This is a genomic window from uncultured Devosia sp. (assembly GCF_964244875.1).
Lineage (GTDB): Bacteria > Pseudomonadota > Alphaproteobacteria > Rhizobiales > Devosiaceae > Devosia.
The window spans coordinates 54,354-78,692 of sequence record NZ_CAXTKA010000009.1; the positions used below are offsets into that span (position 1 = coordinate 54,354).

General features: G+C 64.4%; 23 protein-coding genes. 14 read left to right on the forward strand and 9 right to left on the reverse strand.

The features are described 5' to 3' along the window. Window positions 1-71: 71 nt before the first annotated feature. A complete protein-coding gene (locus ACFE8X_RS11800; RefSeq protein ID WP_375451673.1) occupies window positions 72-551 on the reverse strand; it encodes a hypothetical protein in 480 nt (159 codons plus the stop codon). A gap of 68 nt (window positions 552-619) precedes the next feature. Between ACFE8X_RS11800 and ACFE8X_RS11805 the strand changes: the two genes are divergently transcribed. After that, window positions 620-976, forward strand: a complete 357-nt coding sequence (locus ACFE8X_RS11805) for a hypothetical protein (RefSeq protein ID WP_375451674.1) — start codon at window positions 620-622, stop codon at window positions 974-976. 224 nt (window positions 977-1,200) lie between these two features. Here the strand turns inward: ACFE8X_RS11805 and ACFE8X_RS11810 are convergent, their stop codons facing one another. Continuing rightward, window positions 1,201-2,091, reverse strand: a complete 891-nt coding sequence (locus ACFE8X_RS11810; RefSeq protein WP_375451675.1) for a LysR family transcriptional regulator — start codon at window positions 2,089-2,091, stop codon at window positions 1,201-1,203. Window positions 2,092-2,323: 232 nt separating this feature from the next. Here ACFE8X_RS11810 and ACFE8X_RS11815 point away from each other — a divergent pair, with 232 nt between their 5' ends. From ACFE8X_RS11815 to ACFE8X_RS11830, 4 genes are read left to right on the forward strand one after another with little or no spacing between them, the layout of a single operon-like run. After that, window positions 2,324-3,592, forward strand: a complete 1,269-nt coding sequence (locus tag ACFE8X_RS11815) for an ABC transporter substrate-binding protein (RefSeq protein ID WP_375451676.1) — start codon at window positions 2,324-2,326, stop codon at window positions 3,590-3,592. 4 nt (window positions 3,593-3,596) lie between these two features. Then, window positions 3,597-4,544, forward strand: a complete 948-nt coding sequence (locus ACFE8X_RS11820) for a carbohydrate ABC transporter permease (RefSeq protein ID WP_375451677.1) — start codon at window positions 3,597-3,599, stop codon at window positions 4,542-4,544. Further along, entirely contained in the window at window positions 4,544-5,392 is an 849-nt protein-coding gene (locus ACFE8X_RS11825; RefSeq protein ID WP_375451678.1) for a carbohydrate ABC transporter permease, read from the forward strand. Before ACFE8X_RS11820 ends, ACFE8X_RS11825 begins: the two co-directional genes overlap by 1 nt. Before the next feature lie 52 nt (window positions 5,393-5,444). Further along, a complete protein-coding gene (locus ACFE8X_RS11830; protein ID WP_375451679.1) occupies window positions 5,445-6,941 on the forward strand; it encodes a sulfatase in 1,497 nt (498 codons plus the stop codon). Between the two features lie 76 nt (window positions 6,942-7,017). On the opposite strand, the gene ACFE8X_RS11835 is transcribed toward ACFE8X_RS11830, so the two are convergent. Together ACFE8X_RS11835 and ACFE8X_RS11840 are read right to left on the reverse strand one after the other, a co-directional pair. Further along, entirely contained in the window at window positions 7,018-7,500 is a 483-nt protein-coding gene (locus ACFE8X_RS11835; RefSeq protein WP_375451680.1) for a hypothetical protein, read from the reverse strand. A gap of 14 nt (window positions 7,501-7,514) precedes the next feature. After that, window positions 7,515-8,336, reverse strand: a complete 822-nt coding sequence (locus tag ACFE8X_RS11840) for a sulfite exporter TauE/SafE family protein (RefSeq protein WP_375451681.1) — start codon at window positions 8,334-8,336, stop codon at window positions 7,515-7,517. An 82-nt stretch (window positions 8,337-8,418) separates the two neighbouring features. Between ACFE8X_RS11840 and ACFE8X_RS11845 the strand changes: the two genes are divergently transcribed. Then, on the forward strand, window positions 8,419-9,126 hold the full coding sequence (locus ACFE8X_RS11845; RefSeq protein ID WP_375451682.1) for a GntR family transcriptional regulator: 708 nt from the start codon (window positions 8,419-8,421) through the stop codon (window positions 9,124-9,126). On the opposite strand, the gene ACFE8X_RS11850 is transcribed toward ACFE8X_RS11845, so the two are convergent. Beyond that, window positions 9,102-9,569: an Lrp/AsnC family transcriptional regulator gene (locus ACFE8X_RS11850; protein WP_375451683.1), complete on the reverse strand. Its 468-nt coding sequence runs from the start codon at window positions 9,567-9,569 to the stop codon at window positions 9,102-9,104. The genes ACFE8X_RS11845 and ACFE8X_RS11850 overlap by 25 nt on opposite strands. Window positions 9,570-9,756: 187 nt before the next feature. Between ACFE8X_RS11850 and ACFE8X_RS11855 the strand changes: the two genes are divergently transcribed. The 8 genes from ACFE8X_RS11855 to ACFE8X_RS11890 are packed head-to-tail and all read left to right on the forward strand — an operon-like array spanning window position 9,757 to window position 19,253. Continuing rightward, a complete protein-coding gene (locus ACFE8X_RS11855) occupies window positions 9,757-10,983 on the forward strand; it encodes a diaminopropionate ammonia-lyase (RefSeq protein ID WP_375451684.1) in 1,227 nt (408 codons plus the stop codon). After that, on the forward strand, window positions 10,976-11,767 hold the full coding sequence (locus tag ACFE8X_RS11860; RefSeq protein WP_375451685.1) for an SDR family NAD(P)-dependent oxidoreductase: 792 nt from the start codon (window positions 10,976-10,978) through the stop codon (window positions 11,765-11,767). The genes ACFE8X_RS11855 and ACFE8X_RS11860 overlap by 8 nt, the downstream gene beginning before the upstream one ends. Before the next feature lie 2 nt (window positions 11,768-11,769). Then, window positions 11,770-12,990: a M20 family metallopeptidase gene (locus ACFE8X_RS11865; protein WP_375451686.1), complete on the forward strand. Its 1,221-nt coding sequence runs from the start codon at window positions 11,770-11,772 to the stop codon at window positions 12,988-12,990. Beyond that, window positions 12,987-13,730 carry an SDR family NAD(P)-dependent oxidoreductase gene (locus tag ACFE8X_RS11870; protein WP_375451687.1) on the forward strand — a complete coding sequence of 248 codons (744 nt, stop codon included), beginning with the start codon at window positions 12,987-12,989 and terminating at the stop codon, window positions 13,728-13,730. The genes ACFE8X_RS11865 and ACFE8X_RS11870 overlap by 4 nt, the downstream gene beginning before the upstream one ends. Next, window positions 13,727-15,208: a gamma-glutamyltransferase gene (locus tag ACFE8X_RS11875; protein ID WP_375451688.1), complete on the forward strand. Its 1,482-nt coding sequence runs from the start codon at window positions 13,727-13,729 to the stop codon at window positions 15,206-15,208. The genes ACFE8X_RS11870 and ACFE8X_RS11875 overlap by 4 nt, the downstream gene beginning before the upstream one ends. Window positions 15,209-15,258: 50 nt before the next feature. After that, window positions 15,259-16,134 (forward strand): transporter substrate-binding domain-containing protein, encoded by an 876-nt coding sequence (locus ACFE8X_RS11880; RefSeq protein ID WP_375451689.1) that lies wholly within the window; start codon window positions 15,259-15,261, stop codon window positions 16,132-16,134. Between the two features lie 42 nt (window positions 16,135-16,176). Further along, entirely contained in the window at window positions 16,177-17,763 is a 1,587-nt protein-coding gene (locus ACFE8X_RS11885; RefSeq protein WP_375451690.1) for an amino acid ABC transporter permease/ATP-binding protein, read from the forward strand. A gap of 41 nt (window positions 17,764-17,804) precedes the next feature. After that, window positions 17,805-19,253 (forward strand): flavin-containing monooxygenase, encoded by a 1,449-nt coding sequence (locus tag ACFE8X_RS11890; RefSeq protein ID WP_375451691.1) that lies wholly within the window; start codon window positions 17,805-17,807, stop codon window positions 19,251-19,253. 77 nt (window positions 19,254-19,330) lie between these two features. Here ACFE8X_RS11890 and ACFE8X_RS11895 read toward each other — a convergent pair whose 3' ends face one another. Genes ACFE8X_RS11895 through ACFE8X_RS11910 form a run of 4 tightly spaced genes read right to left on the reverse strand, consistent with a single transcriptional unit; the run spans window position 19,331 to window position 24,332 of the window. Then, a complete protein-coding gene (locus tag ACFE8X_RS11895; RefSeq protein ID WP_375451692.1) occupies window positions 19,331-21,001 on the reverse strand; it encodes a dipeptide ABC transporter ATP-binding protein in 1,671 nt (556 codons plus the stop codon). Then, complete coding sequence (locus ACFE8X_RS11900; RefSeq protein WP_375451693.1) at window positions 20,998-21,927, reverse strand: ABC transporter permease; 930 nt, start codon at window positions 21,925-21,927, stop codon at window positions 20,998-21,000. The genes ACFE8X_RS11895 and ACFE8X_RS11900 overlap by 4 nt, the downstream gene beginning before the upstream one ends. Further along, window positions 21,924-22,781 (reverse strand): ABC transporter permease, encoded by an 858-nt coding sequence (locus ACFE8X_RS11905; protein ID WP_375451694.1) that lies wholly within the window; start codon window positions 22,779-22,781, stop codon window positions 21,924-21,926. Before ACFE8X_RS11905 ends, ACFE8X_RS11900 begins: the two co-directional genes overlap by 4 nt. Window positions 22,782-22,811: 30 nt before the next feature. After that, window positions 22,812-24,332, reverse strand: coding sequence for an ABC transporter substrate-binding protein (locus ACFE8X_RS11910; protein WP_375451695.1), 1,521 nt, complete (start codon window positions 24,330-24,332; stop codon window positions 22,812-22,814). Between the last annotated feature and the right edge of the window lie 7 nt (window positions 24,333-24,339).

Sequence of the window (24,339 nt, forward strand, 5' to 3'; positions counted from 1 at the left end):
CAATAGGATATAATTCCTACATTGTGCAAGTAGAAGTTGCGCAAGATTCTTGCGTTCTACTTTTCGTAACTTCAGTGCAGACGCTTGGGGCCTGTTCGGCGCTCAGCAATCGATCTGCGGTCGGTGGCCCCTGCAAAGTCCTCTTTGAGTTGGTTTTTGAGGACTTGGCGCTGTTGCGCCCCATCCGTCAGGGCCTTGAGTTTTGCGTCTTTGCCAGCGTCGATTTGAGCGAGTTTTTGCGAATGATCGTCCTGCACAGCCCGGTGCGCCTGCCGGTCGATCTCCGCCCGGTTGAAACCATCGCGCCCCAACATCCGCGGCAACAGAGGCCGGCCCTTGCTCGCCGCCTGATCGATAAGGTAGCTGCGCACAGCTTCCAGACGGGTCTGGTAGTTGCCGTGATGCGACTGCAGCTCGTCACGTTTGTGCCGTTCATGGTCGGAGAGAATTTGACGGTATTGAGCCCAATCATCACTGTTGAGCCCTTTAGCAGCCTCATTTTGAAGCGCCGCTTTTCGAAACGTATCGCGAATATCGTCGGTCAGGCTCATGGTGCTGATCCTTCAGAGTTTTTCGCGCCGATTTGCATTTGACCTTCTCAATTTGCGACAATTCCCGCATGGAAAAATTTCGTTATCGAGACGATGTCGATGCGTGGCTGGCGCCGATGAACTACGAAGAATTCTGGCGCGCGATCAAACCGCATTGCCTGGTTCTGGAATACCGCTCGGTGTGCGACGCCAAAATCGAAACCGGGCAAGTGCCGCTCGCCGACATCCTGTTTGGTCTCAAAGCCATGGCGGCCCACGAACTGTCCAAGCGGCATCGCCTCACCTCCAAACCGGGCATGCCCTGGCTCACGGTTGTGCCCGCTAGCTTCTCTGAAGAATGGGCAAAAGCCTGTCGAAGGTCGGAGGAAGAGGTATCCCGCGTCATGGTGTCGGCCCCCGGCGCGTGGGGCCGACACGTTGGCTAATAGGCTGTTCTACTTGGACATTTGCGAACTTGAGCTGTTTGGTCCACTCTTCTAATGTCTCAAATACGGAGTTCGATGTTACTACATCTATGTCCGCCAGTTTCCTTCAAAACTCATGCCTTGTATCCCGGTGATCGGCTTCAAAAGCCAACATCGCTTACCCCAAGCCCCTCTAGACAGGAGCGACCTTGGGGGTAAGAGCCGGGACTGTATCCGTCCGCAGCTTAGACTTTCCTCTCGTCCGCCAAAGCGCTTGCGTGGTCTCGCGCAAGGTTCAGATAGTCGCGCACATTGGGGCGGTTGAGGGCATTGCGGGCGTGGATTGCGCCGGAATCGGTTGCTTCGCCCGGGTCTTCGATGTCGATCCTGGTGATGCCGAACGCGGCGAAGAGCTGCATGAAACCGCTCGATGCCGACAGGACCAGCCCGGAGCCGCGCAGGAGCAGGAGGGCATTCATCGTGGTATCGGCACGAATGGCGAAGTCGCGCGCCTGCCGGGCAAGCCTGCCGGAACCAGAATCGTCGTCATAGCCGGGATTGATCCAGCGTAGCGCCATGAACTCTTCGTTGGATGCCTTGCGACCGGCGAGCGGATGGGTCTTGTCGCAATAGACGTAAGTGCTTTGCCGGGACATTGGCTCGAATTGAACGTCCATCACGAGGCCATAGCGCGACGACATCGTGCCGAAGACGATATCATAGACCCCGTTGCGCAAGCCCTCGAGTCGTTTGCCTTCGTCGGCGATGTCGAGGTGGACGAGAACATTGCGACGTGCCTCGCAGAATCGTCTCGTGACGTCGGGGAGCACGATGTGTCCCCAGTAATCGCCGGCGGCGATGCGGATAGCCGCCTTGGCCCGTCCCTGAAGCTGTTCGATCTCTTCGCGCACTTCGTCCAGCGCCGGAATGATCTGCACGGCCCGGCTATAGAGCGCCGAGCCATAGGGGCTCAGCTCCATGCCGGCTCCGTTTCTGACAAAGAGCGGCGCCCCATAACTCTGCTCAAGTTTTTGAATGGCGCGCGATAAGGCGGGTTGGGAAATATTGAGGTGCTTTGCAGCGGCCGAAATGGAATGTCTGCTCGCGACCTCGACAAACTGGCGCAACTCTCGCATCGCTGATCTCCCGATATGCAGATTTCACATAGCATATGAGAGCTTTGCATTTGACCTCAAGCAGCACCAGTGCGCCAATCACGATATAGCGCGGGCATTTTTCCTGCTGGACGCTTGCCAATGACACCAAAGCGAGCGGTAAGAATGCCGAGCTCAATCATATCGCGCATAACGCCGCCGGCAGAAAAGGCCGGGTCGGCATCGATGTCATAGCGTCCTGGGAGGGAACTCAATGTCGAAAACTGTTTTCTGGCGGTCGGCCGTTTTGCTATCGACTAGCCTTGCCGGCCTCATGGCCGCACAGGCGCAGGACAGCGTTGAACTGGTGTTCCGCCAATTCGATCCGCCCACTGAAATCGACGGGCTGGTTGCGGCGGTCGACGCTTGGAACACTGCGCATCCCGATATCCACGTGCGGCTGGAAACCTTGGGTGGCGGCGATACCCTGGCGCAGCTGGCGCGCGAAGTGCCGGCCGGCGCCGGTCCCGACATCCAGCAGATGGCCTTCGTCTGGACGCGCGACCTCGCCAGGTCCGGCCTGATCGCCGATCTCGGCCCGTCCATCGCGGCCAATCCGCCTGGTGCCGGCATCGAGGACTTCCTGGCAATCGAACTGGCGACGCTGGATGGCAAGGTCTATGGCGTGCCCTGGACCGCGGACACGTTCGCGCTCGCCTATCGCCCGGATCTCCTGCAAGCCGCCGGCGTGACGCTCCCCGATACCTGGGAAGAGCTGACGAGTGCCGCGCAGGCGCTGACCTCTGGCGATGGCCAATATGGCTTCTGCTTCCCGGCGGGCAGCGCGCCCGACAGCGGCATGTGGACGCTGGTGAACTATTATCTTTGGAGCAACGGCTCGACTCTGGTCGACGAAACCACGCCGGGCAAGTGGGAAGTGGTCGTGACGCAAGAGCAATTGGTCGGCGCCATGACCTACTTCAGCAATTTCTTCGCCAACGGCACGGCTCCCGAAAGCCTTATCACCGTCAACACCTGGGGCGACCCGGAGATCGTGGGCGGGCTTGGCCGCGGCGACTGCGCCATCACCGTCTTCCCGCCACAAACCTTCCGCGCGGCCGAAGCCCAGTCCGAGACGGCGCTGCAGACCGGCCCGATCCCGCGGGGCAGCGTCAAGCGCATCTCCCACCTCGGCGGCCGTGCCTTGGGCATCAATCCCAATAGCGAGCACCCCGAGCAAGCCTGGGAATTCGTCCGCTACCTCGTCGGACCGGAAACGTTCGCGACTTATAACCAATACCCGGCCCAGAACTCCCTGCTCGAAAGCCTCGACTTTCCGGAGGCCGAACAGGGTTATGTCCAAATGTTGCCACTCGCGCAGACCTTCGAGCGCTACATTTCCTCGCCGATCCCCGTATCCAGCATGACGGCGCTGATCAACCAGGAGTTCGGCGCCGTCTATTCGGGCCAGCGTACGCCCGAGGAAGCCAGCCAGGCCGTGATTGCGGAACTGCAGAACCTGCTAGCCCGCGGCAAGAGCTGAGGCAGTGCAGGCACCCCAATCTGAGGCGATCGCCAACGTGCCGGCCGCAAGGCTGGCGCGTCCGCTAGCGACCCGACTCGAGCCCTACTGGCTGGTCTTGCCGGCCATGCTCGTGCTGGCCTTCTTCTTTGCCGGCCCGGCCATCTACAACATTGCCCTGTCCTTCCAGGAGTTGAGCCTGTTCGATCTGGGCAAGGAGGGGCGCTGGGTCGGGTTGGATAATTTTGCCGAGGTCCTGTCGGATAAGGCCACTGGACAGGCGCTCTTCAACACCGCTGTTCCGCTGACGCTCGTCACCGTGGTCTTGCGCCTGCTGCTCGGTCTCGGACTGGCCTTGCTGCTCAATGCCGGCGTGTTCGTGCGCTGGCGCTTGGGCTGGCTCGTTCGCTCGCTGATCCTCATCCCGTGGGTGACGCCGCCTGTCGTTGCGGTTGCCGCCTGGAAGTGGCTGCTGGACGCCCGCTATGGCGCCGTCAACCAGCTGCTGGTCGCCAGCGGCATCATCGAGCAGGGCATTCCCTTCCTCGCGCGCACCTCCACCGTATGGGGTGCGGTGGAAACCATGCTCATCTGGCGCGAACTGCCTTTCGTCGTCATCACGTTCCTGGCCGCGCTGCAATCCACTCCGGGCGATCTGCGCGACGCGGCGCGCATCGATGGCGCCACTTGGTTTCAGTTCCAGACTCGGGTCGTGCTGCCGCTGCTCAAGCCGGTCATCGCCGTGGTGACGTTGCTCACCACCATCTGGACCTTCAACAATTTTGTCTACGTCTGGCTTGCGACCCGCGGCGGCCCGGGTGATTACACCCAGGTGCTGGCGACGCAGATGTATACGACATCCTTCGTCGACTACCGCGTCGGCGCCGGTGCGGCCATTGGCGTGGTAATGAGCATCATCATGTTCGCCTTTGCCCTGGTCTATTTCCTCGTGCTGTTCCGGGAGAAACGGTGATGGCTGCACAGCCCCTTTCGCCACGTCGGCTCGCTGCCGATCTGGCCACCGTGATCTTTGGAGTCGGGCTCCTGCTGGTGCTGGCCTTCCCGTTTTTCTGGGTCGTGCTCATCTCTTTTCGCCCGGACGCGGAAATCTTCACGCGCACCTTTCAATTGCTGACCAGCTTCACGCTCGAAAACTACGAGCGCCTGCTCGACGGCTCGGCGTTCCCGACCTATCTGCGCAACAGCATCCTGGTGTGCTCGATCGCCACGTTTCTGGCCACGACCATCGCGCTCATCACCGCCTATGGCTTTTCGCGCCATCGATTTTTCAAGGGTCGGCAGGTGCTGCTGATCGCGGTGATCACCACGCAGCTCTTTCCCTTTGTGATCCTGATCACCCCGCTTTATGCCACCTTCTTCCAGCTTGGATTGATCGATAATCCGCTGAGCCTCGTCATCTCCTACACGGCGGTCAACCTACCCTTTGCCATCTACATGCTGCTGGGCTACCTCGACACCATTCCCCGCGAGCTGGACGAAGCCGCGCGGATCGACGGCGCCAACACGCTCCAGATCATCTTTCGCGTCATCCTGCCGGTGGCCTGGCCCGGCGTGGTGACCGTCGCCATCTACGCCTTCGTTTCGGCGTGGGACGAGTTCCTCTTCGCCATGACGCTGATGACCTCGGACGCGAACAAGACTGTGCCCGTCGGGCTGGCCAGCTTCTTCGGCGAATACACCACGCAATGGAACCTGGTGATGGCCGCGTCGGTGGTGTCGACACTGCCGACGCTGGTCCTTTTCCTGTTCCTGCAGCGCAAACTAGTCTCGGATTTGGCGGCCGGCTCCGTCAAGCAATGACCGGCTGCCCCCTCAGTTCCTCCACGCCGCCCATTGAAGCAGAACCATCCTCATGAACATCATTCTGGTCTTGATCGACAGCGTTAACCGCAATGCCCTTTCGGCGTATGGTGGCACCGAGTTCGCGACCCCGAACCTGCAGGCTTTCGCCGATCGCGCCTGGCGATTCGACAACCATTTCGTCGGCAGCCTGCCCTGCATGCCGGCGCGGCGGGAAATTTTCGCCGGCGTCATGAACATGCAATGGCGTCAATGGGGCCCGCTGGAGCCGTTCGACTACCGGCTGCCCAAGCTGCTGGAGGCGGCGGGCTACACCACCGCCATTGTCACCGACCACTATCACTACTGGGAGGAATCGGCGAACGGCTACATCCAGAGCTTCCAGGGCGCCGAGTTCATCCGCGGCCACGAGCTCGACTTCTGGCGACCCTTGGTACCGGCGGAAGAACTACCGCAATGGGCGCAAAACATCGAAAAATGGCGCCCCGGCTACGGGCATCGCTATTATTCCAACATCGCCGAGTTCCGCGACGAGCGCGACTTCTTCCCGGCAAAAGTCATGACTGCGGCCAGCGACTGGCTCAAGCGCCACAAGCAGGGCAATCCGTTTTTTCTGCAGGTGGAATCCTTCGACGTACACGAGCCTTTCGAGGTGCCCGAACCCTATGCGTCCATGTATGGCGACGGCGCGGCGCGCGACCGGTTCACCCTATGGCCGCCCTATCAGGACGCGGCGCAGCAGGCGGAGTTCCTGGCGCAGGCCCCGCCCGAGGAGATCGCCTTCGTGCGCGCCCAATACGGCGCCAAGCTGACCATGGCCGATCATTGGTTCGGCACATTGCTCGAGACGCTGGACGAACAGAACCTGTGGGACGACACCATGGTGATCGTCACCACCGACCACGGTCACGACCTGGCGGACCGTTTCGGCTTCGGCAAGCAATTCCCCCATTTCGACAGCCATGCCAATATTCCGCTGTTGGTGTGGCATCCCACTTTCCCCGGCAACGGCCGCGCGGTGAGCGGCCTCACCGGCACGGTCGACATCTTTGCCTCGGTCCTCGATGCTGCGGGCGTACAACTGCCGCCCCACACGCATTCCCGCTCGGTATTGCCCATGCTTTCGGACGCCGATCGGGGCCGGGATGTCGTCCTCTACGGCACGTTCGGGCAGGGTCTATGCTGCACCGATGGCGCATGGACACTGATCCAGCCGCCCGACCGCTCCTTGCCCGTCTATGCCTATTCCAGCATGGTGCCGACAACCATCATGGCGCCGGACCAGGCGGAAGGGCAGGGGCACTTCATCCCCAATGTCGCCATGCCGCAGTGGAAGATTCCGTTCACCGCCGACCGACCGACCGATCGACGCCCGCTCGACAGCGAGCCGCTGCTCTACAACCGCGCCAAGGATCCCGGGCAGCGCGACAACCTCTGGGCCACCGAACCGGCGCAGCGAGACCGCATGCTGCACCTGATGCGCGACACTCTGGCGGCCCACGGCGCGCCGGCGGAGCTGTTCGCGCGCCTGGGGCTGCCAACTGGATAGGGCGCTAAAAGCAAGTCATAGCCTTGAGCCAATAACTGAACCTGCCGCCCTCAAACTCAAGACCAACCTAAAACACCTAAACGAAGCTATCGTCCGGGCGGCTGTGGCGCTGTTCCTCAAACCATTGCTTGGCGACAGCATTGACCGTCGCCGCGATCCAGTACGAGAACATTTCATCGTGGTACTCGTCGAGCCCCGCACAGGCCACGACGATGCCGTCGAGTACCGCACTACCCCAGAACACGCTGTCGCCCGGCAGCAGCGAACTGGGCGACAGATGTGCTGTCGGCTGGCCGGTCCGCATCGAACGCTCCGCCTTCTTGAGCGCGATCTGCCGGTTGGGATAGCTCGAATTGGCGAGATTGCCGATCTCGGCGACCAGCAGGCACCCGTCCTCGAACGACATGCCATCGGGCACCGGGTTGATCGCGGGGATCGCTGTGATGACCACGGCCAAATCCTGGCGCCCGGTCACGCCGCTCGCCATCGTGGCGACGATCGCCGGCCGCACGATGTCGAAGGCGCGTTCGGCATGTAGTCGGATCGGCGAGAGTGTCATGATAACTCCTTGGTTCAGCCGATGATCTGCATCAGCATGCGGACCGCGGTGATGGCGAGAAAAACCGCAAAGCACAAGCGCAGCGCCCGCTGGTTGATGGAACTGGCGATGCGCGCCCCGATCGGCGCCATAACGACGGTGATCGGCGATATCAGCAACGCCGCCGGCAAATTGACATAGCCCAGGCTGCCGAACGGCAGGTCCGCAATGCCCCAGCCGGCCCAGATGAAGCCCGCCACGGCCGGCACCGCGATCAACAGGCCAAATGCCGAGGCCGTGCCGACCGCCTTGAGAATGGGAAAGCCATAGGCTGTCAGGATCGGCACCGACAGCGTCCCGCCGCCAATGCCCATCAGCGCCGAGAAGAACCCGACCACGGCGGCGATGAACCGGTTGACCAGCGCACTCGCCGGCGGCGTATCGGCGACGCGAATGGACCGGCTGGTGACCATGTTGAGCGATATCAGCAACGCGATCACCCCGAAAATGCCGCTGAGCACCACGCCATCGATGATCTTGGCGGAGAATCCGCCCAACGCGGCGCCGACCAGGACTCCCGGTCCCCATAGCCCCAGAAGCGCCGAATCCACATTGCCGCGGCGTCGGTGCGACGCGGAAGACGAGAGCGAAGTGGGGATGATGGTGACCAATGATGTGGCCACCGCAATGTGCATGACCAGGTCGGGCGGCAGGTCCAGCGACGTCAGCAACCAGAACAGCATGGGCACGATGACGATGCCCCCACCCACCCCCAACAGGCCCGCCAGGAGCCCGGCGACGACCGAGGCTGCAGCGAGCAGCAGGCCGGGCAGCAAGAGAGGCGATAGATCGGGCATCGAAACCATACCAACACAGCGGAAATCGTGTATACAAGTTGGTACAGATCAAAGTGGTTGCATGCAAGAGGGAGTGACCAGCATGGCGCAAAAACCATCCATGCCGCGCGGCACGGCGGCCGAACATGTCAAGCAGGCCCTTGCCGACGCCCTGATCCTGGGCCAGTTTCGGCCGGGCGACCGCCTCGACGAGCAGGCGCTGGCGACCCAGTATGGCGTGTCGCGCACCCCGGTGCGGGAGGCTCTGCGACACCTGGCGGTGTCCGGCCTCGTGGAACTGCGGCCCAATCGCGGCGCCATCGTGCGGGAATTGGCCTCTGCCGAAGCGGCCGACCTCTTCGAGGCGGCAGCGGAAATGGACGCGCTATGCGCCCGCCTGGCAGCCGAGCGGATGACGGCCATCGAACGCAATGCCCTTGAGATGCTGGTGGCCGACGGCGCCCAAGCCGTCACCGCCGGCGCCGCAACGCGCTTTCGCGTCACCAACGGCGCCTTCCACGAAGCCATCTATCGCGGCGCGCACAATGCCCTCCTGGCTGAAACGGCGCGCGTCCTGCTGCTGCGCTCCGAGCCCTATCGGTCCGCCCAGTTCAGCGCATTGACCGCCACCGGCCGGCTGGCGCAATCCCAGGCGGAGCACGAGGCCATCCTGAATCTCATCCTCGCCAAGGACGGGCCGGGCGCACAAGCGCTGATGGCTCGCCACATCGCCTTCTCCGGCGCTTTGATCATGAGCCAGATGGCCGTTTCGGCCAACGCCCCGCTTCAATCGTTGATCGGCAACGAATAGCCGACCTTGACGCGATCCATCACCACCATGGTGTGAAAGCGCCGCACATTGATGTTGGCGAAGAAGAACCGCTTGGTGAATTCCTCGTAGCGCCGCATGTCGCGCGCCGTGATCACCAGCACGAAGTCGACCTCCCCGGTCACATAGTAGCACTGCATCACCTCGGGCGTGTTGCGCATCAGGCGCTTGAACTCCTCCATGATCTCGGGCCGCTCTCGCTCCAGCGTCACCTCGACCACCATGGTCAGCCCGCGCCCGACCGCCTCCGGCGCAATCACCGCGACATCCGCCTCGATGATGCCGGCTGCCCGCAACCGCTTGAGCCGACGCAGACAGGCCGAGGGCGACAACCCCGCCACCGCCGCCAACTCGTCGGCAGTCAGCAGATTATTGGCCTGCACGGCCCGCAACAGGCGCGCATCAAAACTATCGATCTCGGTCATGACATTCTCCCGAAACAAGCGAACTCACCCCATATTTGCAGGAATTTTGCGTAGATACGTCAAATTCGCCAAAAATCCGCATCAAATTTTGATAGTGTGATTTCAACGGCACGGACCAAGGCTGCTCAAAAATAGGGCAATCCAAACCCGCCGCAAAGACTGTCCCTATCGACCATGCGGTTTTGCTATGCAGGCTTTCCCCGTCCGACACCAATCCAACCCCCGGCTGCACCGGCAAGCGCCCTATGGCGCGCGGCAGCAGGCGGTGCTCAACGGCGAACGCTTTACCCATGCCCGTGCGGAAATCACCACCTGGCCGGGCTATGCGCCGACGCCCGTCGTGTCCCTGCCGGGCCTTGCGGCCGCGATCGGCGTGGGCGAACTGCGCTACAAGGACGAGGGGCTGCGTTTCGGCCTCAAGAGTTTCAAGGCCCTTGGCGGCGCTTACGCGGCGCTGGTGTTGCTGGCGGAGCACCTGCAGGCTCAAGGCATTGCCCAGCCACGTTCCGCCGATATCATGGCCGGGCTCTATGCCGACCAGGCCAGGACCGTGACGCTCGCCGCCGCCACCGACGGCAATCACGGCCGCTCGGTCGCCTGGGGCGCGCAGATGTTCGGATGCCGCTGCATCATCTACCTGCACGAACATGTCAGCCAGAGCCGGGAAGCCGAGATCGCCCGCTACGGTGCCGAAATCCGGCGCATCCGCGGCGGTTATGACAATTCGGTGCATCAATGCGCCAGCGACGCCCGCACCCATGGCTGGCAGCTCGTGGCCGACACCTCCGCCAATGGCGACGCCAAGGCGCCCGCCCTGGTGATGCAGGGCTATACGTTGCTGGTCGCCGAAATGCTGGCGCAATGGGCGCCGGTCATTCCCACCCACATCTTCGTGCCGGGCGCTGTGGGTGGCCTCGCGGCGGCGACGGTGGGTCATTTGTGGGAAACCATGGGGTCGGACCGGCCGCGCATCGTCGTGGTGCAACCCGACAATGCCGATTGCATCTCGCGCTCGCTTGCGGCCGGCAAGCCGACGCTGGTGCCGGGCGACGTCAATACCTTCATGGCGTGCCTTGCCGCCGCCGAAGTGTCCCCCGCCGCCTGGGACATACTCGAGGAGGGATTGGACCACACCATCACCATTCCCGACGATGCGGCCCGCGACGCCATGCGGCTCCTGGCCGACGGCGTCGGCGGCGACCGTCCGCTCGTCTCCGGCGAATCCGGCTGCGCCGCCACTGCCGGCCTCGTGGCGGCAATGTACGACGCCGAGGTCGCTTCGGCCTTGGGCCTTGGCTCCCAATCGCGCGTGGCCGTCGTCGGCAGCGAAGGGGCGACCGACGCCGATGCCTACCGCGCCACCGTCGGACGCACCCCCGAAGCGGTCATCGCGAAAGGATTGAGCCATGCCTGAGCCAACTGCACCGCTGCTCGACGGCAGGACCGCCGTCATCACCGGGGCCGCCCGTGGCATCGGCCTTGCCGTCGCCAAGGCCTTCCAGGCCCACGGCGCCAATGTAGTGATCGCCGATGTGCTGGACGCCGAACTGGCCCAGGCGGCAGGGGAGCTTGACCCCGCCCGCGCCTTGGCCATCAGGCTGGACGTGACCGATGCCGCGGCGACGGAGGCGGCGCTGCAACAGACGCTCGCCCGTTTTGGCCAGGTCGACATCGTCGTGCCCAATGCCGGCATCCTGCTCCTCAAGCCGGCGCTGGAGATGAACGCCGATGAATTCCGCCGCGTGCTCGACATCAATCTGACCGGCGCCTTCATCGCCGCCACCGTGTTTGGGCGCCAATTGACCCGCCAGGGCAGGGGCGGTCGCATCATCCTGACCGCGTCCTTGTTCGGCCTGCGGGGCGGGGCCGAGAACGCGGCCTATTCCGCCTCCAAGTTCGGCATGATCGGGCTGTCCGAATGCCTCGCCGCCGAACTCGCGGCCGATGACATCCTGGTCAACTGCGTCTGCCCCGGGCAGATGGATACCGCCATGATCCGCAAGCTGTTCGCCGACCGGGCCGTGCTCCAGGGCAAGACCGCCGAAGCTGTGCGGCACGCGCTCGAAAGCCGCATTCCGACACGCAAGCTCGGCACGCTCGACGATCTGGCCGGCACCTATGTCTATCTCGCCTCCCCGCTCTCCCGCTACGTCACCGGCCAAGCCATCGCCGTCGACGGCGGCTGGCAGGTTGGCTAGCCATGCATAAAGATGTTGCCCGGTTCGTCGCCGACCAGAGCCCGCACCTCATCGCCCTGTGCGCAAACCTGGTTGCTGCCGGCAGCATCAACCCGCCCGGCGACGTCACCGGCCCGGCCGGCGTCCTGCAAGATTGGTTCGCAACGCACGGTCTGCCCGTCGAAGTCTTCACGGCAGTTGATGGCAAGCCCAACCTGATCGTTACCGTCTACGGCGGCCGGCCCGGTCCACATCTGGTGTTCAACGGGCATCTGGACACGATTTCCCCCGGCGATCTCGCCAATTGGAGCGTGCCGCCGCTGGCACTGACCGAACGCGACGGACGCCTCTACGGGCTGGGCATCGGCAACATGAAGGCCGGCGTCGCGGCACTGGCCTTTGCCACGCTCTGGCTGGCGCAACACCGCGACCAGTGGCGCGGCCGTCTGAGCTTCACCGCCGTAGCCGACGAAACCGTTTTCGGCCCCGACGGTGCCCAGGCCCTGCTTGCGGCGCGGCCTGATCTCGCCGGCGACGCCCTGATCTGCGCCGAAGGGCCAGGCGGCATGGGCCTGGCGCTGGCGGAAAAGGGCGTGTTCTGGGTGCGTCTCGTGGCCGAAGCAGCGCCGGCCCAGGGCATGATCAACCAGGCCGGTGAGAACGCCATTGCCCGGCTCGCCCGCCTGCTGCTGTCTGTCGATGCACTCAATGCGCGGCAAGCCTCTCCCCCTGATGACCTCGCCGGCGTACTGGCCGGCGCCGGCCATCACGAACTGCGCCTGTCCGCCAATGCCGGCACCGTCAGCGGCGGGCGCTTCGTCAGTCAACGCGCCGAAACCGCCTTTGCCGAAGTCGATTTTCGCTTGCCGCCCGGTCTCTCGATCGGCGCCGTCGAAGCCGAGCTGGACCGCCTGACCAGCGCTGTACCCGGCACCAGCTGGAGCCGCATCAAGGGCTGGGACGCCAACTGGACCGCGCCTGATGCGCCGGTCTGCCTGGCGGTCTCGCGGGCCTGCGCCCAGGTGCGGGGCACCGCGCCGCGCCCGGTCGTGCGTCTGCCCGCCAGCGATGCCGCGCGCTGGCGGGGCCTGGGCGTTCCGGCGGTCTGCTTCGGACCGCAGCCGCTGCTGGTCGCGGGCGTCGACGATTATGTCGAGCGTGTCGACCTGCTCGATTGCGTCGCCATTTATGCCCTGGCCGCGCTCGATTTCCTGCAGCCCGACACGGAAGGGACCAAGCCATGAGCACCATCGTGATTGCAGGCGGCGCCACCGGCATCGGCCGAGCCACCATGGACGCGTTCCGCCGCGCCGGCGACCAGGTCCTGCTGGCCGACAACAACGCCGAAGCCAGCGCCCTGGCCATCGCCGAACCCCTCCCTGGTGCCGCCGAGCGGCATCTATGCGACCTTGCCGATGAAGGCGCCGCCGCAACAGTCATCGACGCCGCCATCGCCCGCTTCGGCGGCATCGACACCCTGTTCGTCAACGCCGCGATCCTGGCGTCCGCGCCTCTCGCCGACTGGACGCCGGCGCTGTGGGCCAAATCCCTGGCGGTGAACCTGACCGCGCCATTCTTGCTGGCCCAGGCCGCAGCGCCGCATCTGGCCCGGTCGGACAATGCCAGCATCATCTTTACTGCATCCACCGGCGCCTTGCGCGGCCATGCCGGCATGCCGGCTTACCATGCCACCAAGGCCGGCCTGTTGGGGCTTTGCCGCTCCCTGGCGGACGAACTCGCTCCCCAGGGCATTCGCGTCAACTGCGTCCTGCCCGGCTGGATCGAGACCCCGTTCAACGATCCCTATTGGGATTTCCAGGCCGACCGGGCCGCGGCGACGCAAAAGCTGGTGGCAAGCATCCCCATGGGCCGGCAAGGCCAGGCCGGGGACGTGGCCGGCGTCGTGCAATTCCTGGCATCCGCCGCCTCGCGCTATGTCACCGGCACCTCCATCGTCGTCGACGGAGGCTATTCGGCAGTATGATCGATGTCAGGATCAATCCCTTTTCCTCAGTCGTCCGGCCCGCCCTTGCCGGCGGCGTCGGCGCGGTATCGGCGGCCCATCCCCTGGCGGTCACGGCAGCGCAGGACATGCTGCAGGCCGGCGGCAGCGCCGTGGACGCCGCCATCGCAGCCCAGGCGGTGATTGCCGTCGTCGCGCCCGACGCGGCAGGACTGGGTGGTGACGGCTTCTATCTGGTGCGCACCCCCGACCGGGCGGTCCACGCCGTCAACGGCGCCGGCCGCACCGGCCGCGCCTTGGCCGAAGGACCCACCGGTCCGGCCGCCGCCGTCACGGTGTCGGGACTGGTCGCGGCTTGGGGCGACTTGTCACGCAGCTGGGGCCGTCTGAGCCTCGCGCAGGTGCTCGCGCCCGCCATTCGCCTGGCCCGCATGGGCATTCGCATCGATCGCGGGCTGGCTGATTCCGTGACCGCGCAGCGCCGGCGGCTGCTGACCGGCGGCGCCGAGCGCTGGCCGCTGCTGCATCTGGGGGAGGGCGCCCATTGGGAGCAGCCCGAACTGGCCGCGACGCTTGACCAGCTGGCCAAGGCCGGCAGCCAGTATTTTTATCGCGGCGCTTTCGCCAACCGGATTGCCGCCACCATTCAGCGTCATGGCGGCTCGCTCGATGCGCAGGACTTTGCCAACCACGCGAGCGTCCGCGAGCGTCCGCTGGCCCTCGACTGGGGCGGCCTGACCGTTCACGTCCAGCCTCCGGCGTCGCAAGGGATCCTCCTGCTGATGGCGCTGCAGGGACTGGAGCGCCTGGGGCCGCTCGACCCCGCCTTGCGTGACCACGCCGCCATCGAACTGATCGGCTCGATCTTCGAGCATCGCCACCGCGTCGGCGAGGGCGCCGCCCTGCTGGAGCTCGAACACCAGATCAACTTCGCCCAGGCCTCCAATCGTGCCGGCCCCCGGGCCTATCTGCACACCGCCGGGGTCTGCTGCGCCGATGCCGACGGCATGGTGGTTTCGTCCCTGATGAGCGTGTTCGACGATTTCGGCTCCGCCGTGTTCGTGCCCGAGGGCGGCTTCGTACTCAACAATCGCGCCGATGGCTTTACCGCCACCCCCAACGATCTCGCGCCCGACAAGGCGCCCATCCACACACTGGCGCCGATCATGGTGAGCGACGACCGGCTCTGTCTTGGCCTGGCCACGCCCGGCGCCGATGGCCAGGTGCAAACCCTGCTGCAGGTGCTGTGCGCCTGCGTCGCCGACGAGCTCGATCTTGCCGCCGCCATCCACCGCCCGCGCTGGCGCAGCGAGAACGGCCTCCTTCTCATCGAAACCGGCCATGCGCTCGCCGACGCGCTGGCCAAGCGCGGTCACAAAATCCAGGCGATGGCCTTCGGCGACATGCGCGCCGGCTCGGTGATGAGCGCCGGCTTTCTGCAAGACATGCCCTTTGCCGTAGCCGACTGGCGCCGCCACGGCTGGAGCGGCATCGCCTGAGGCCGGCGATGCTTTCGACGACGACCAACTGCAACCTGATGGAGACCAAGATGAACACCTCGACGACATCCTTGAGTACCGTGCTTGCCATCGCGACGCTTATCGCCACCGGGGCGGCGATCCCTCCTGCCTACGCCCAGGCCAATCCCGAGACCTGCGCGCCCATCAAGGCGGCCTATCCCGACCTCGCCGGGCAGTCCTTGGTGGTGGGCATCTCGCCGGCGCCGGCCAATTATTCGGCCACCGACCCGAACGATCCCAGCAACATCATCGGCATCGAGCCCGACCTGCTGCAATCGGCCGCCGATTGCCTGGGCTTCACCTTCACCTATTCCAAGCTCGATTTCGCCGGGTTGATCCCGGCCCTGCAATCGGGCCGCATCGATCTGGTCGCCGCGGGCATGTATGCCTCCGACGAGCGCGCCAAGCAGGTCAACTTCGTCCAGTACATGCTGGCCGGCGAAGCCTCGCTGGTGCGCACCGGCAATCCCAAGGGCCTGACCGACATGGCCAAGGTCTGCGACGTCACCGCCGCGCAGATCGTGGGCACGGTGGAAAACGAAATCCTCGATACCCAGAGCAAGGCCTGCGTCGCGGCCGGCCAGGGCCCGATCACGCCTTTGCAGTTCCCCAGCACCGATCGCGCCTTTTCCGCCCTCGGCCAGGGCCGCGCCGATATCCTGCTGACCGACGCGGGCGTTGCCACCTATCTCGCCGATACCGCACCCGACCAGGTCGAGGTCGGCTTTGCCATCGCCTCAGATTTCGTCTTCGGCCTCGGGGTCAGCAAGGACAATCCCAAGCTGATGGAAGCGCTGCAGGCCAGCTTCAAGGCGCAATACGACGATGGCTCGCTGCAGGCGGCCATGGGCGATTGGGGCTTTTCCGAAGCGCAGCTCTTCGAGCCGTCGATCAAGACGCAATAGCCGATCGGATCGGCGGCGCCAGCAACGGGAGATGGACCAGGCATGACCAAGTTCTTTGAATACCTGACCTTGCCCTACCTCTGGCAGGGCATGCTCGTCGCCATCCAGATCACCGTTGTCGCCATGTTTTTCGCCTTGATTCTCGGCTTGGGGCTCGCGCTGATGCGCGAGTCCAAAGCGCCCCTGCTGCGCATCCCAGCCATCATCTACATCTGGTTCATCCGGGGCACCCCGCTGCTGCTGCAACTGGTGTTCCTCTACACCGCGCTGCCCTCGCTGGGCATCTTCATCGGCTCGGTGGAGACCGCGATCCTGGGCTTCATGCTCAACGAAGCGGCCTTCGCCGGGGAAATCATCCGCGGCGGCATCCGCTCGGTCAACCGCACCCAGACGGTGGCGGCGCAATCCCTGGGCATGTCCAGCGTATTGACGCTGCGCCGCATCGTCTTGCCCCAGGCGTTGCGCGCCATTATGCCGGCGCTGGGCAATGACGCCATCTCCATGCTCAAGTTCACTTCGCTGGCCTCCGTCATCGCCGTGGACGAGCTGATGCTGCGCAGCCAGACCATCGTTGCGCAGAATTTCCTGTTCTTCGAAGTCTTTTGCGCCGCCGGCATCATGTACCTGGCCGCCACCACCATCATGAGCCTGGGGCAGGGTGCCCTCGAATCCCGGCTCAATAGCGCCGCTGACGACAACCGGCAATCCGGCATGCTGGCGCGCTTGCTCGGCTTTGGCGGCCGCATTCGTCCCGCCGCAACCCCCGAACCCACGACGCCGGATCCCGTCGCCGTCGCCGAACCATCTGCCGGCGTCGCGACATTTCTCGCCCGCCCCCGCACAGCAGCCGGCACCGATGACAGTGCCTTTGTCACCTGCAGCAATGTCACCAAGAGCTACGGCGACCGCGAGGTGCTGAGCGGGGTCGATCTCAAGGTCGGCCGCGGCGAAGTCGTCGTCCTCATGGGCCCCAGCGGCTCGGGCAAGAGCACGCTGTTGCGCCTGATTAACCATCTCGAGGCTCTCAATGGCGGCGAAATCCTCGTGGCGGGCGAGCATGTTGGCTATCGCTGGGTCAACGGCATGCTCAAGCCGGTTCGCGATCTGGCGGCGGCGCGCGCCAAGGCGCGGATCGGCATGGTGTTCCAGCATTTCAACCTGTTCGAGCACCTGCCGGTCAAGGAAAACGTCGCCATCGCCCCGGTCCATGTCTACAAGCAGGATCGGGCCTTGGCCGACCAGACGGCGATAGCCTTGCTCCGCGATGTCGGACTGGGCCAGCATCTCGATCATTTGCCTCATAATCTGTCCGGCGGCCAGCAGCAGCGCGTGGCCATCGCCCGGGCGCTGGCGATCGCGCCCCAGCTCATGCTGTTCGACGAGCCCACGTCGGCGCTCGATCCTGAACTGGTGGGTGAGGTGCTGGGCGTGATGCGCCGGCTCGCCGAGGCCGGCATGACCATGATCGTGGTCACCCACGAGGTGCGCTTTGCCCGGGCCGTGGCCGACCGCGTCGTGTTCATGGCCGATGGCCGCGTGGTCGAGCAGGGCACACCCGAACAGGTGCTGGAGCGGCCGCGCGAGGAGCGCACCCGCAAATTCCTCGGTCATCTGCTCGAGCACGCCTGATCGGCAATTCCGGACCACTCAATTCACCAGTGCGAGGCACCATGCGTATTGCCATCATCGGCGCAGGCTTTGGCGGGATCGCCGCTGCCGTCAAGCTGCAGCAGGCGGGGCTGAACGATTTCACCATCTTCGAAAAATCCGCCGGCATCGGCGGCACCTGGTGGGACAATCGCTATCCCGGCGCCGCCACCGACGCGGCGTCCCACATCTACAGCTTCTCCTTCGCCCCGCACGATTGGGAGCGCACCCATGTTGGGCAGGCCGAACTGCAACGCTACCTCGAGGACGTGGTCGACCGCTTTGCGCTGCGCTCCCGTATCCGGCTGCAAACCAGTATCGTCTCCGCCATATGGGAGCCGGCCCGCCACGGCTACGTGCTGACCCTGGCCGACGGCGAAACCGACTTTTACCAAAGCGTCATCTCGGCGGTCGGCATGTTCAGCAAGCCGCGTTATCCCAACTGGCCCGGACTGGAGGATTTTGCCGGCCCGGTCCTCCACACCGCCAAATGGGACCCATCGATCGATCTCAAGGGCAAGCGCGTCGCTGTGGTGGGCACCGGCTCGAGCGCCGCCCAGGTCGTGCCGGCCCTGGTCGACCAGGTCGCGCACCTGACCCTGTTTCAGCGCCAGCCCGGCTGGCTGCTGCCCAAGCGCGATCGTGGTTTCACCGACCGCGAGCGCGGCTATCTGCGGCACGGCCTCTGGCGCAAATACTATCGGTTCAAGCTCTATGCGGTGCAGGAAATGCGTGAGTTGCGCGGGGCGTTCTTCCGACCCGGGGCGCGGCCCAATACGCAGGCGCGGCTGGCCGCGCTCGCCTATATCGACGAGGTCTTCGCCGATCGGCCCGACCTCAAGGCGGCGGTGACGCCCAACTATCCCTTCGCCGGCAAGCGCGCCGTGATGAGCAGCGATTTCTTCCCCGCGCTCAAGCGGCCCAATGTCGCCTTGGTGCCCAAGGCCGTCGTCTCCTGCCGTCCGGACGCGCTGGTCGATGCCGATGGCGGTGTGCATCCGGCCGACGCGCTGGTACTGGCCACCGGCTTCGAGGTCACCGAATATCTCTCGACCCTTAAGGTGGTGGGGCGGCAAGGAGATACCCTGTCGGCGCGCTGGAAGGGCGAGCCGCACGCGTTCCTCGGCATCATGGTCCCCGGTTTCCCCAACTTCTTCATGCTCTATGGCCCCAACACCAATGGCGGCTTCATCGTCACCAACCTGGAACGCCAGGCGCGCTTCGCCCTGCTCGAAATCAAGCGTCTGGTGCGCGCCGGAAAGCCCGAAACCGAAGTCACGGATGCCGCCAACACGCGCTACAACGACTGGCTGCAAGGCCAGATGACGGGCACCGCCTTCATCGAAGGGCAGAACTACTTCAAGACCGCCTCCGGCCGTGTCGTGACCCAATGGCCCGACAACGCCAGCGTCTACGGCTTTTTACTTTTCGCCCTCCGCCGCTTCACCGCCTGGCGTCGTCGCCAGCCGTAAAACATTGCAATCTAACGGCCATCTTTGGCCGGGGACGCGTCGCCGACTTCCTCGCATCCGACTTGAGCGATTTCTTGCTAGACCGCGAGAACCGCCTCGGTCTGCTGCGTACTTTGGGCACCCTCAATGGGCAAATGACGCGAATGCGACGATACACCTTCGAGGGCTTCGGCCGCGTCGAGGAGCCCTCGCGTGTAAGCCTGGCTCGGCGTGTCGAATACACTGCGCACCGACCCCTCCTCGATCACCTTGCCCGCTCGCATGACCATCACGCGATCGCAGATTTCGGCAATGACGCCGAGATCGTGGCTGATGAACAACAGGCTCAGCGAACGGGTGCGCTGCAACTGCTTGAGCAGTTTTATCACCTGGGCCTGGATGGATACGTCCAGCGCCGAGACGATCTCGTCACAGATGAGCACTTCTGGTGATAGCGCCAGCGCCCGCGCGATGTTGACCCTTTGCCGCTGTCCGCCCGACAATTCGCGCGGCAGGCGTCCGAGAAGCGCATCGGACAGGCCCACCTCGTTCAACAAGGCGACGATGGCATCGCGCCGCTGGCGAGGCGGCATGCCGGCAATGGCGAAGGGCTCCCCGATCGCTCTTTCGACGCTCAGGCGCGGATTGAGCGCACCATACGAATCCTGGAAAATATACTGCAACCGGGCGCGCATCGCGGCAGGCATCGACCCGGGATTGAGCAGGCGCTTGCCATCGAAAAATACCGAGCCGCCTTCGATTGCGGTGAGACCGACTATCGCCTTGGCGATGGTGCTTTTTCCACTGCCGCTTTCCCCGACGATTCCCAGGGCACCACCGCGCGGCAGCGACAGGCTGACCCCGTCCACCGCCGTAACGCGCCGCGCAAAGGCATTGTGGCCGGGATAGGAGACGGTAAGCGCGTCCACCGACAGGACCGGCTCGGCCTGGTCCGGCTCACCGCGGCAATTGGCAGCGGCATCGAGGCGCGGCCGGCTATCCAGCAGCATTTTTGTATAAGCGTCGCGGGGCCGTGCAATCACGTCGGCGGTGGGCCCGGCCTCCACCATGGCGCCCTTGCGCAAAACGACGACGTCATCGGCATGCGCGGCGACCACCCCGAGATCGTGGGTGATCAGCAGCATGGCCATGCTGCGTGCCTTGCGCAGCGTGCTGAGCAGTTCCAGGATTTGCGCCTGCACGCTCATGTCGAGCGCGGTAGTGGGTTCGTCGGCGATCAGCAGGCTCGGATTGCCGGCAAGCGCCGAAGCGATCGCCACGCGCTGCTGCTGGCCGCCCGATAGCTCATGGGGATAGCGGCGCTCGATATGGGGCACGCTGTCGAGCCCCACTTCGGCAAGCAGGTCGCGCACGCGCTGCCGGGCCGCCTCGCCTCGCAATCCGCGCGGCAATGACTCACCGATTTGATTGGCAACGGTCATTAGCGGATCGAGCGCTGCGGCGGGATCCTGGAACACCACGGCGATCTGCCCGCCCCGCACTTGCCGCAACTCGGCTTCCGGAAGGCTCAACAGGTCGCGGCCACCGAACATCGCCGTGCCCGTTGTTTCGACATCCACGCCGGCCGGGGTCAGGCCCAGCAGCGACATCGCCGTCATCGATTTACCCGACCCCGACTCGCCCACCAAAGCCAGGGTGCGGCCTTCGGTAATGCTGAATGATACGCCATCCACCACCCGGGCGGTACCGGCATTGGCCGTGATGGTCACGCAGAGGTCCGCAACAGTGAGCAAGGGCGTTTGGGTCATGCTGTCCTCAGGCGGGGATCGACGAGCTTGCGGATGATCTCGGTCACGAGGTTGGCGAAGATCACCGCCAGCCCGAGCCAGATGATGATGGCCTGCACCACCGGATAGTCGCGCCCCTGGATCGCTTGCAAGGTCATGGTGCCGAGCCCCGGCAGGCCGAAGACGACTTCCATGGTCAGCGCGCCGGTGAAGATGCCGGCCAGCATCATGCCGATGAGCGCGATGGTGACCGACAGGGCATTGGGCAAGACGTGATGGAGGATAATGCGGCTGCGGCTGAGGCCCCTGGCGCGGGCGGCCCGCACATATTCGCTCGCCTCGACGTCCTTCATGTCCTCGTAGAGCATCTTGGCCAGGCTCCCCGTCGTATCGACGCCCAGGATGATGGCGGGGACCAGGAAATTGCCGATCGCGGGGATCCAGTCGAGCCACACGGCAAAGACGATCACCGACATGATCCCGATCGAAAAGGTCGGCATGGTGATGGACCAGATGGTGATGAACTCGACGATCCCCACAAAGATCGAGCGTGGATAAAGACAGGCCAGCGTCGGCAGCGAGATGCCGAAAATGAGCCCGATCGCCAGGGCCGTCGCGCCCAGCAGCAGGGTCGAGGGCAGCACGATAGCGAGCAGGTCGACGATGGGCCGGTTGTAGCGCGCCGACTCCCCGAGATCGCCCGACAGGATCATGCCGCTCCATTGGCCGAACTGGGTCAGCCAGGGCTGGTTGAGCCCCAGGTCCTCGCGCATCGAGGTCTGTTGCGAATAGGTCAGCGAACCTTCGATGCCACGCACATCGACGACATCGCCGGGAATCATGCGGATGACGAAAAAAGTGAAGGTGATGATGCCCAGCGCGATGCAGGCCGAGCGCAGGATATCGAGGCCGATGGCGCCCAGCAGACGCAGCAGATGCGGGTTCATAGCGTGACACTCTTGCGCGAGACATTGAAGCGCTGGCGAATGGAATTGCCGACCACGGCCAGCGCGAAGGTGGCCAGCGACAGCGCGATGATGGGCGCGAGCGCCGCGTGCGGGGCCTCTTCGATATAGGAGGTGGCGCTGGCGATCATGCGGCCCCAGGTCGGCGTCTCGGGCGAAACGCCCAGCCCCAGGAAGCTCAATACGGATTCCGAAACGATGCAGCGCGGCAGGATCATGGCAAACTGGGTGATGAGCGCGCCCGCAATGTTGGGCAGCACATGCACCAAGGCAATCCGCAGGCGTCCCGCACCAAGCACCTTGGCCGCCGCCGTATAGGGCTGCGCCATTTGCTGCAGGTAGGTGGCGCGCGTGATCAGCGCGAAATTGGGCGAAAAGGAAACGCCGAGCGCCAGCACGACCGAGGCAACGCCCGGCTCGAACGCCACGATGCAGGCGAGCGCGAACAGAATGCCGGGCAGGGCGCGGATCAGGTCGATCAGCGTAAAGAGGGCAAACTCGGTCGGCCGCCCCAGCGCCATGGCGAGCAGGGCGATGATGGAGCCGATGAGCAGCGAGACGAGCGCAGCGCTGGCGCCGTAGAAGAGACTAAGGCCGGTGCCGACAACGAGGCGGGAATAAACATCCTGCCCAGCATCGTCGGTGCCCAGGATATGGCCGTTGCCGGGCGCCATGTTGACATCGGCGCTGAACATCAGCGGATCGTGGGTGACGAGCCAGGGTCCGACGACGGCCACCACAAGGGCGACCGCCACGATGAGATAGGCCAGCGCAGTCAGCGGGCTCAGGCCCGACCATGAGGGACGAAAGGTTCTGGAAGCGGCTTCGACCGACATGTTCGGGCCTTTGCTGAGCGTGGACCGGGATCAGTTCTCGATCCAGGTGAAGGCGAGGCCGCCATCGGCCCGGTGGGCGGAGTTGTTGAAGCCAACCGTGAAGTCATGCACCTTGGGGCTGATGCCGAAGGCCGACGGCGCCTGGTTGATGCCGAAGGTGTAGCGGTGGTCCATCACCAGCTTCCAGGCATCGAGATAGAGCTTGCGGCTGGCATCGGGATCGGGATTGGAGGCGGCCTCGTTGATCAGGGCATCGAGTGCCGGATCCTGGATGCCACCCCACAGGCCCGGATTGGGGCCATCGCTCATCATGCGGACATAGCGCAGGAAGATGTCGTTCCGAGCGCCCGAACCGCCGGGATAGATATCCCAATCGAATTCGCTGAGGGCACGTTGATAGCCGAGGTCGTCGAACGCCTTCATGTCGACGCCAAAGCCGAGCTGCCGCAGCACTTGCGACACCAGCGGCCCGAATTTGCTGCCGGCGGTGGTGATCACGTAGAGGTTGTAATTGGCCGGGTTGATACCTTCCTCGGCAATGATCTGCTTGGCTTTTTCCAGATCGGCCGCGTTGTGCGGATCGCTGGCGGCGAGGTCGGCGTCGAAGAAGAAATTGTCCTTGCCCACCGGCTGGTTGCCCACTTCGCCGTATTTGCCGGAGAGGATGGTCGAGAACTGGTTGCGGTCGATCGCCCATTCCAACGCTTCGCGGATGCGCACATTGTCGAAGGGCGCGCGCGGATTTCGATTGTTGAAGGACACGAAGTTCCAGCTCGTGCCGCCCAGGAACTGGATATCGAAGCCGGCGCCCTTGAGCTGTTCGATCTTGTCGAGCGGCACGTCGGCAACATCATAGTCGCCGGCGCGCAGGCCCAGCGTGGGATCGGCGGTCTCGCGCACGTCGAACTCGACGGCGTCCAGATAGGGCTTTCCCGTCATCCAATAGTCGGCGAACTTGGAGCCCTTGAGCACCAATTGCGGCGTCCAGCTGTCGAAGGTGAAGGGACCGGTGCCGATCGGCTGGGTGATGATGTCGTCCCAACCCGGCGATTCCGGCGCCAGGATCCAGGCTTCGGCGATCAGGTTCAGGAAGGGCGAGAACGGCGATGACATCTTGACGACAAAGGTGGAGTCGTCCGGCGTTTCGAAGCTGGCGACATGGGTCATCGCCGTGGTCAGCCAGCCCGCTTCGACCTTGTCGCGGATGCGCTCGAAATTGGCCTGGATATCCTTGGCGGTCATCAGGCGGCCGTTGTGGAACTTCACCCCCTGGCGGATCTTGAACGTATAGGTCAACCCGTCATCCGAAACCGTCCAGCTTTCGGCCAGCAGTGGCTTGGGGCTGCCGTCCTTGGAGATCGAGGTCAGCGTTTCGGCAAAGGGATGCGGCAGGGAAATGGTGCCGGTGTGACGGTGGAAATCCGTCGTATCCAGCGTGCCCCAATTGAGGTGCAAGGTGCCGCCATATTCCTGGGCGGCGACCGGGGAGGCCGGCAAAGCCGCCTGTCCGATCAGCAGCGTCGCTGCGAGCGCGAGCAGAAACTTTTTCATTGAGAAC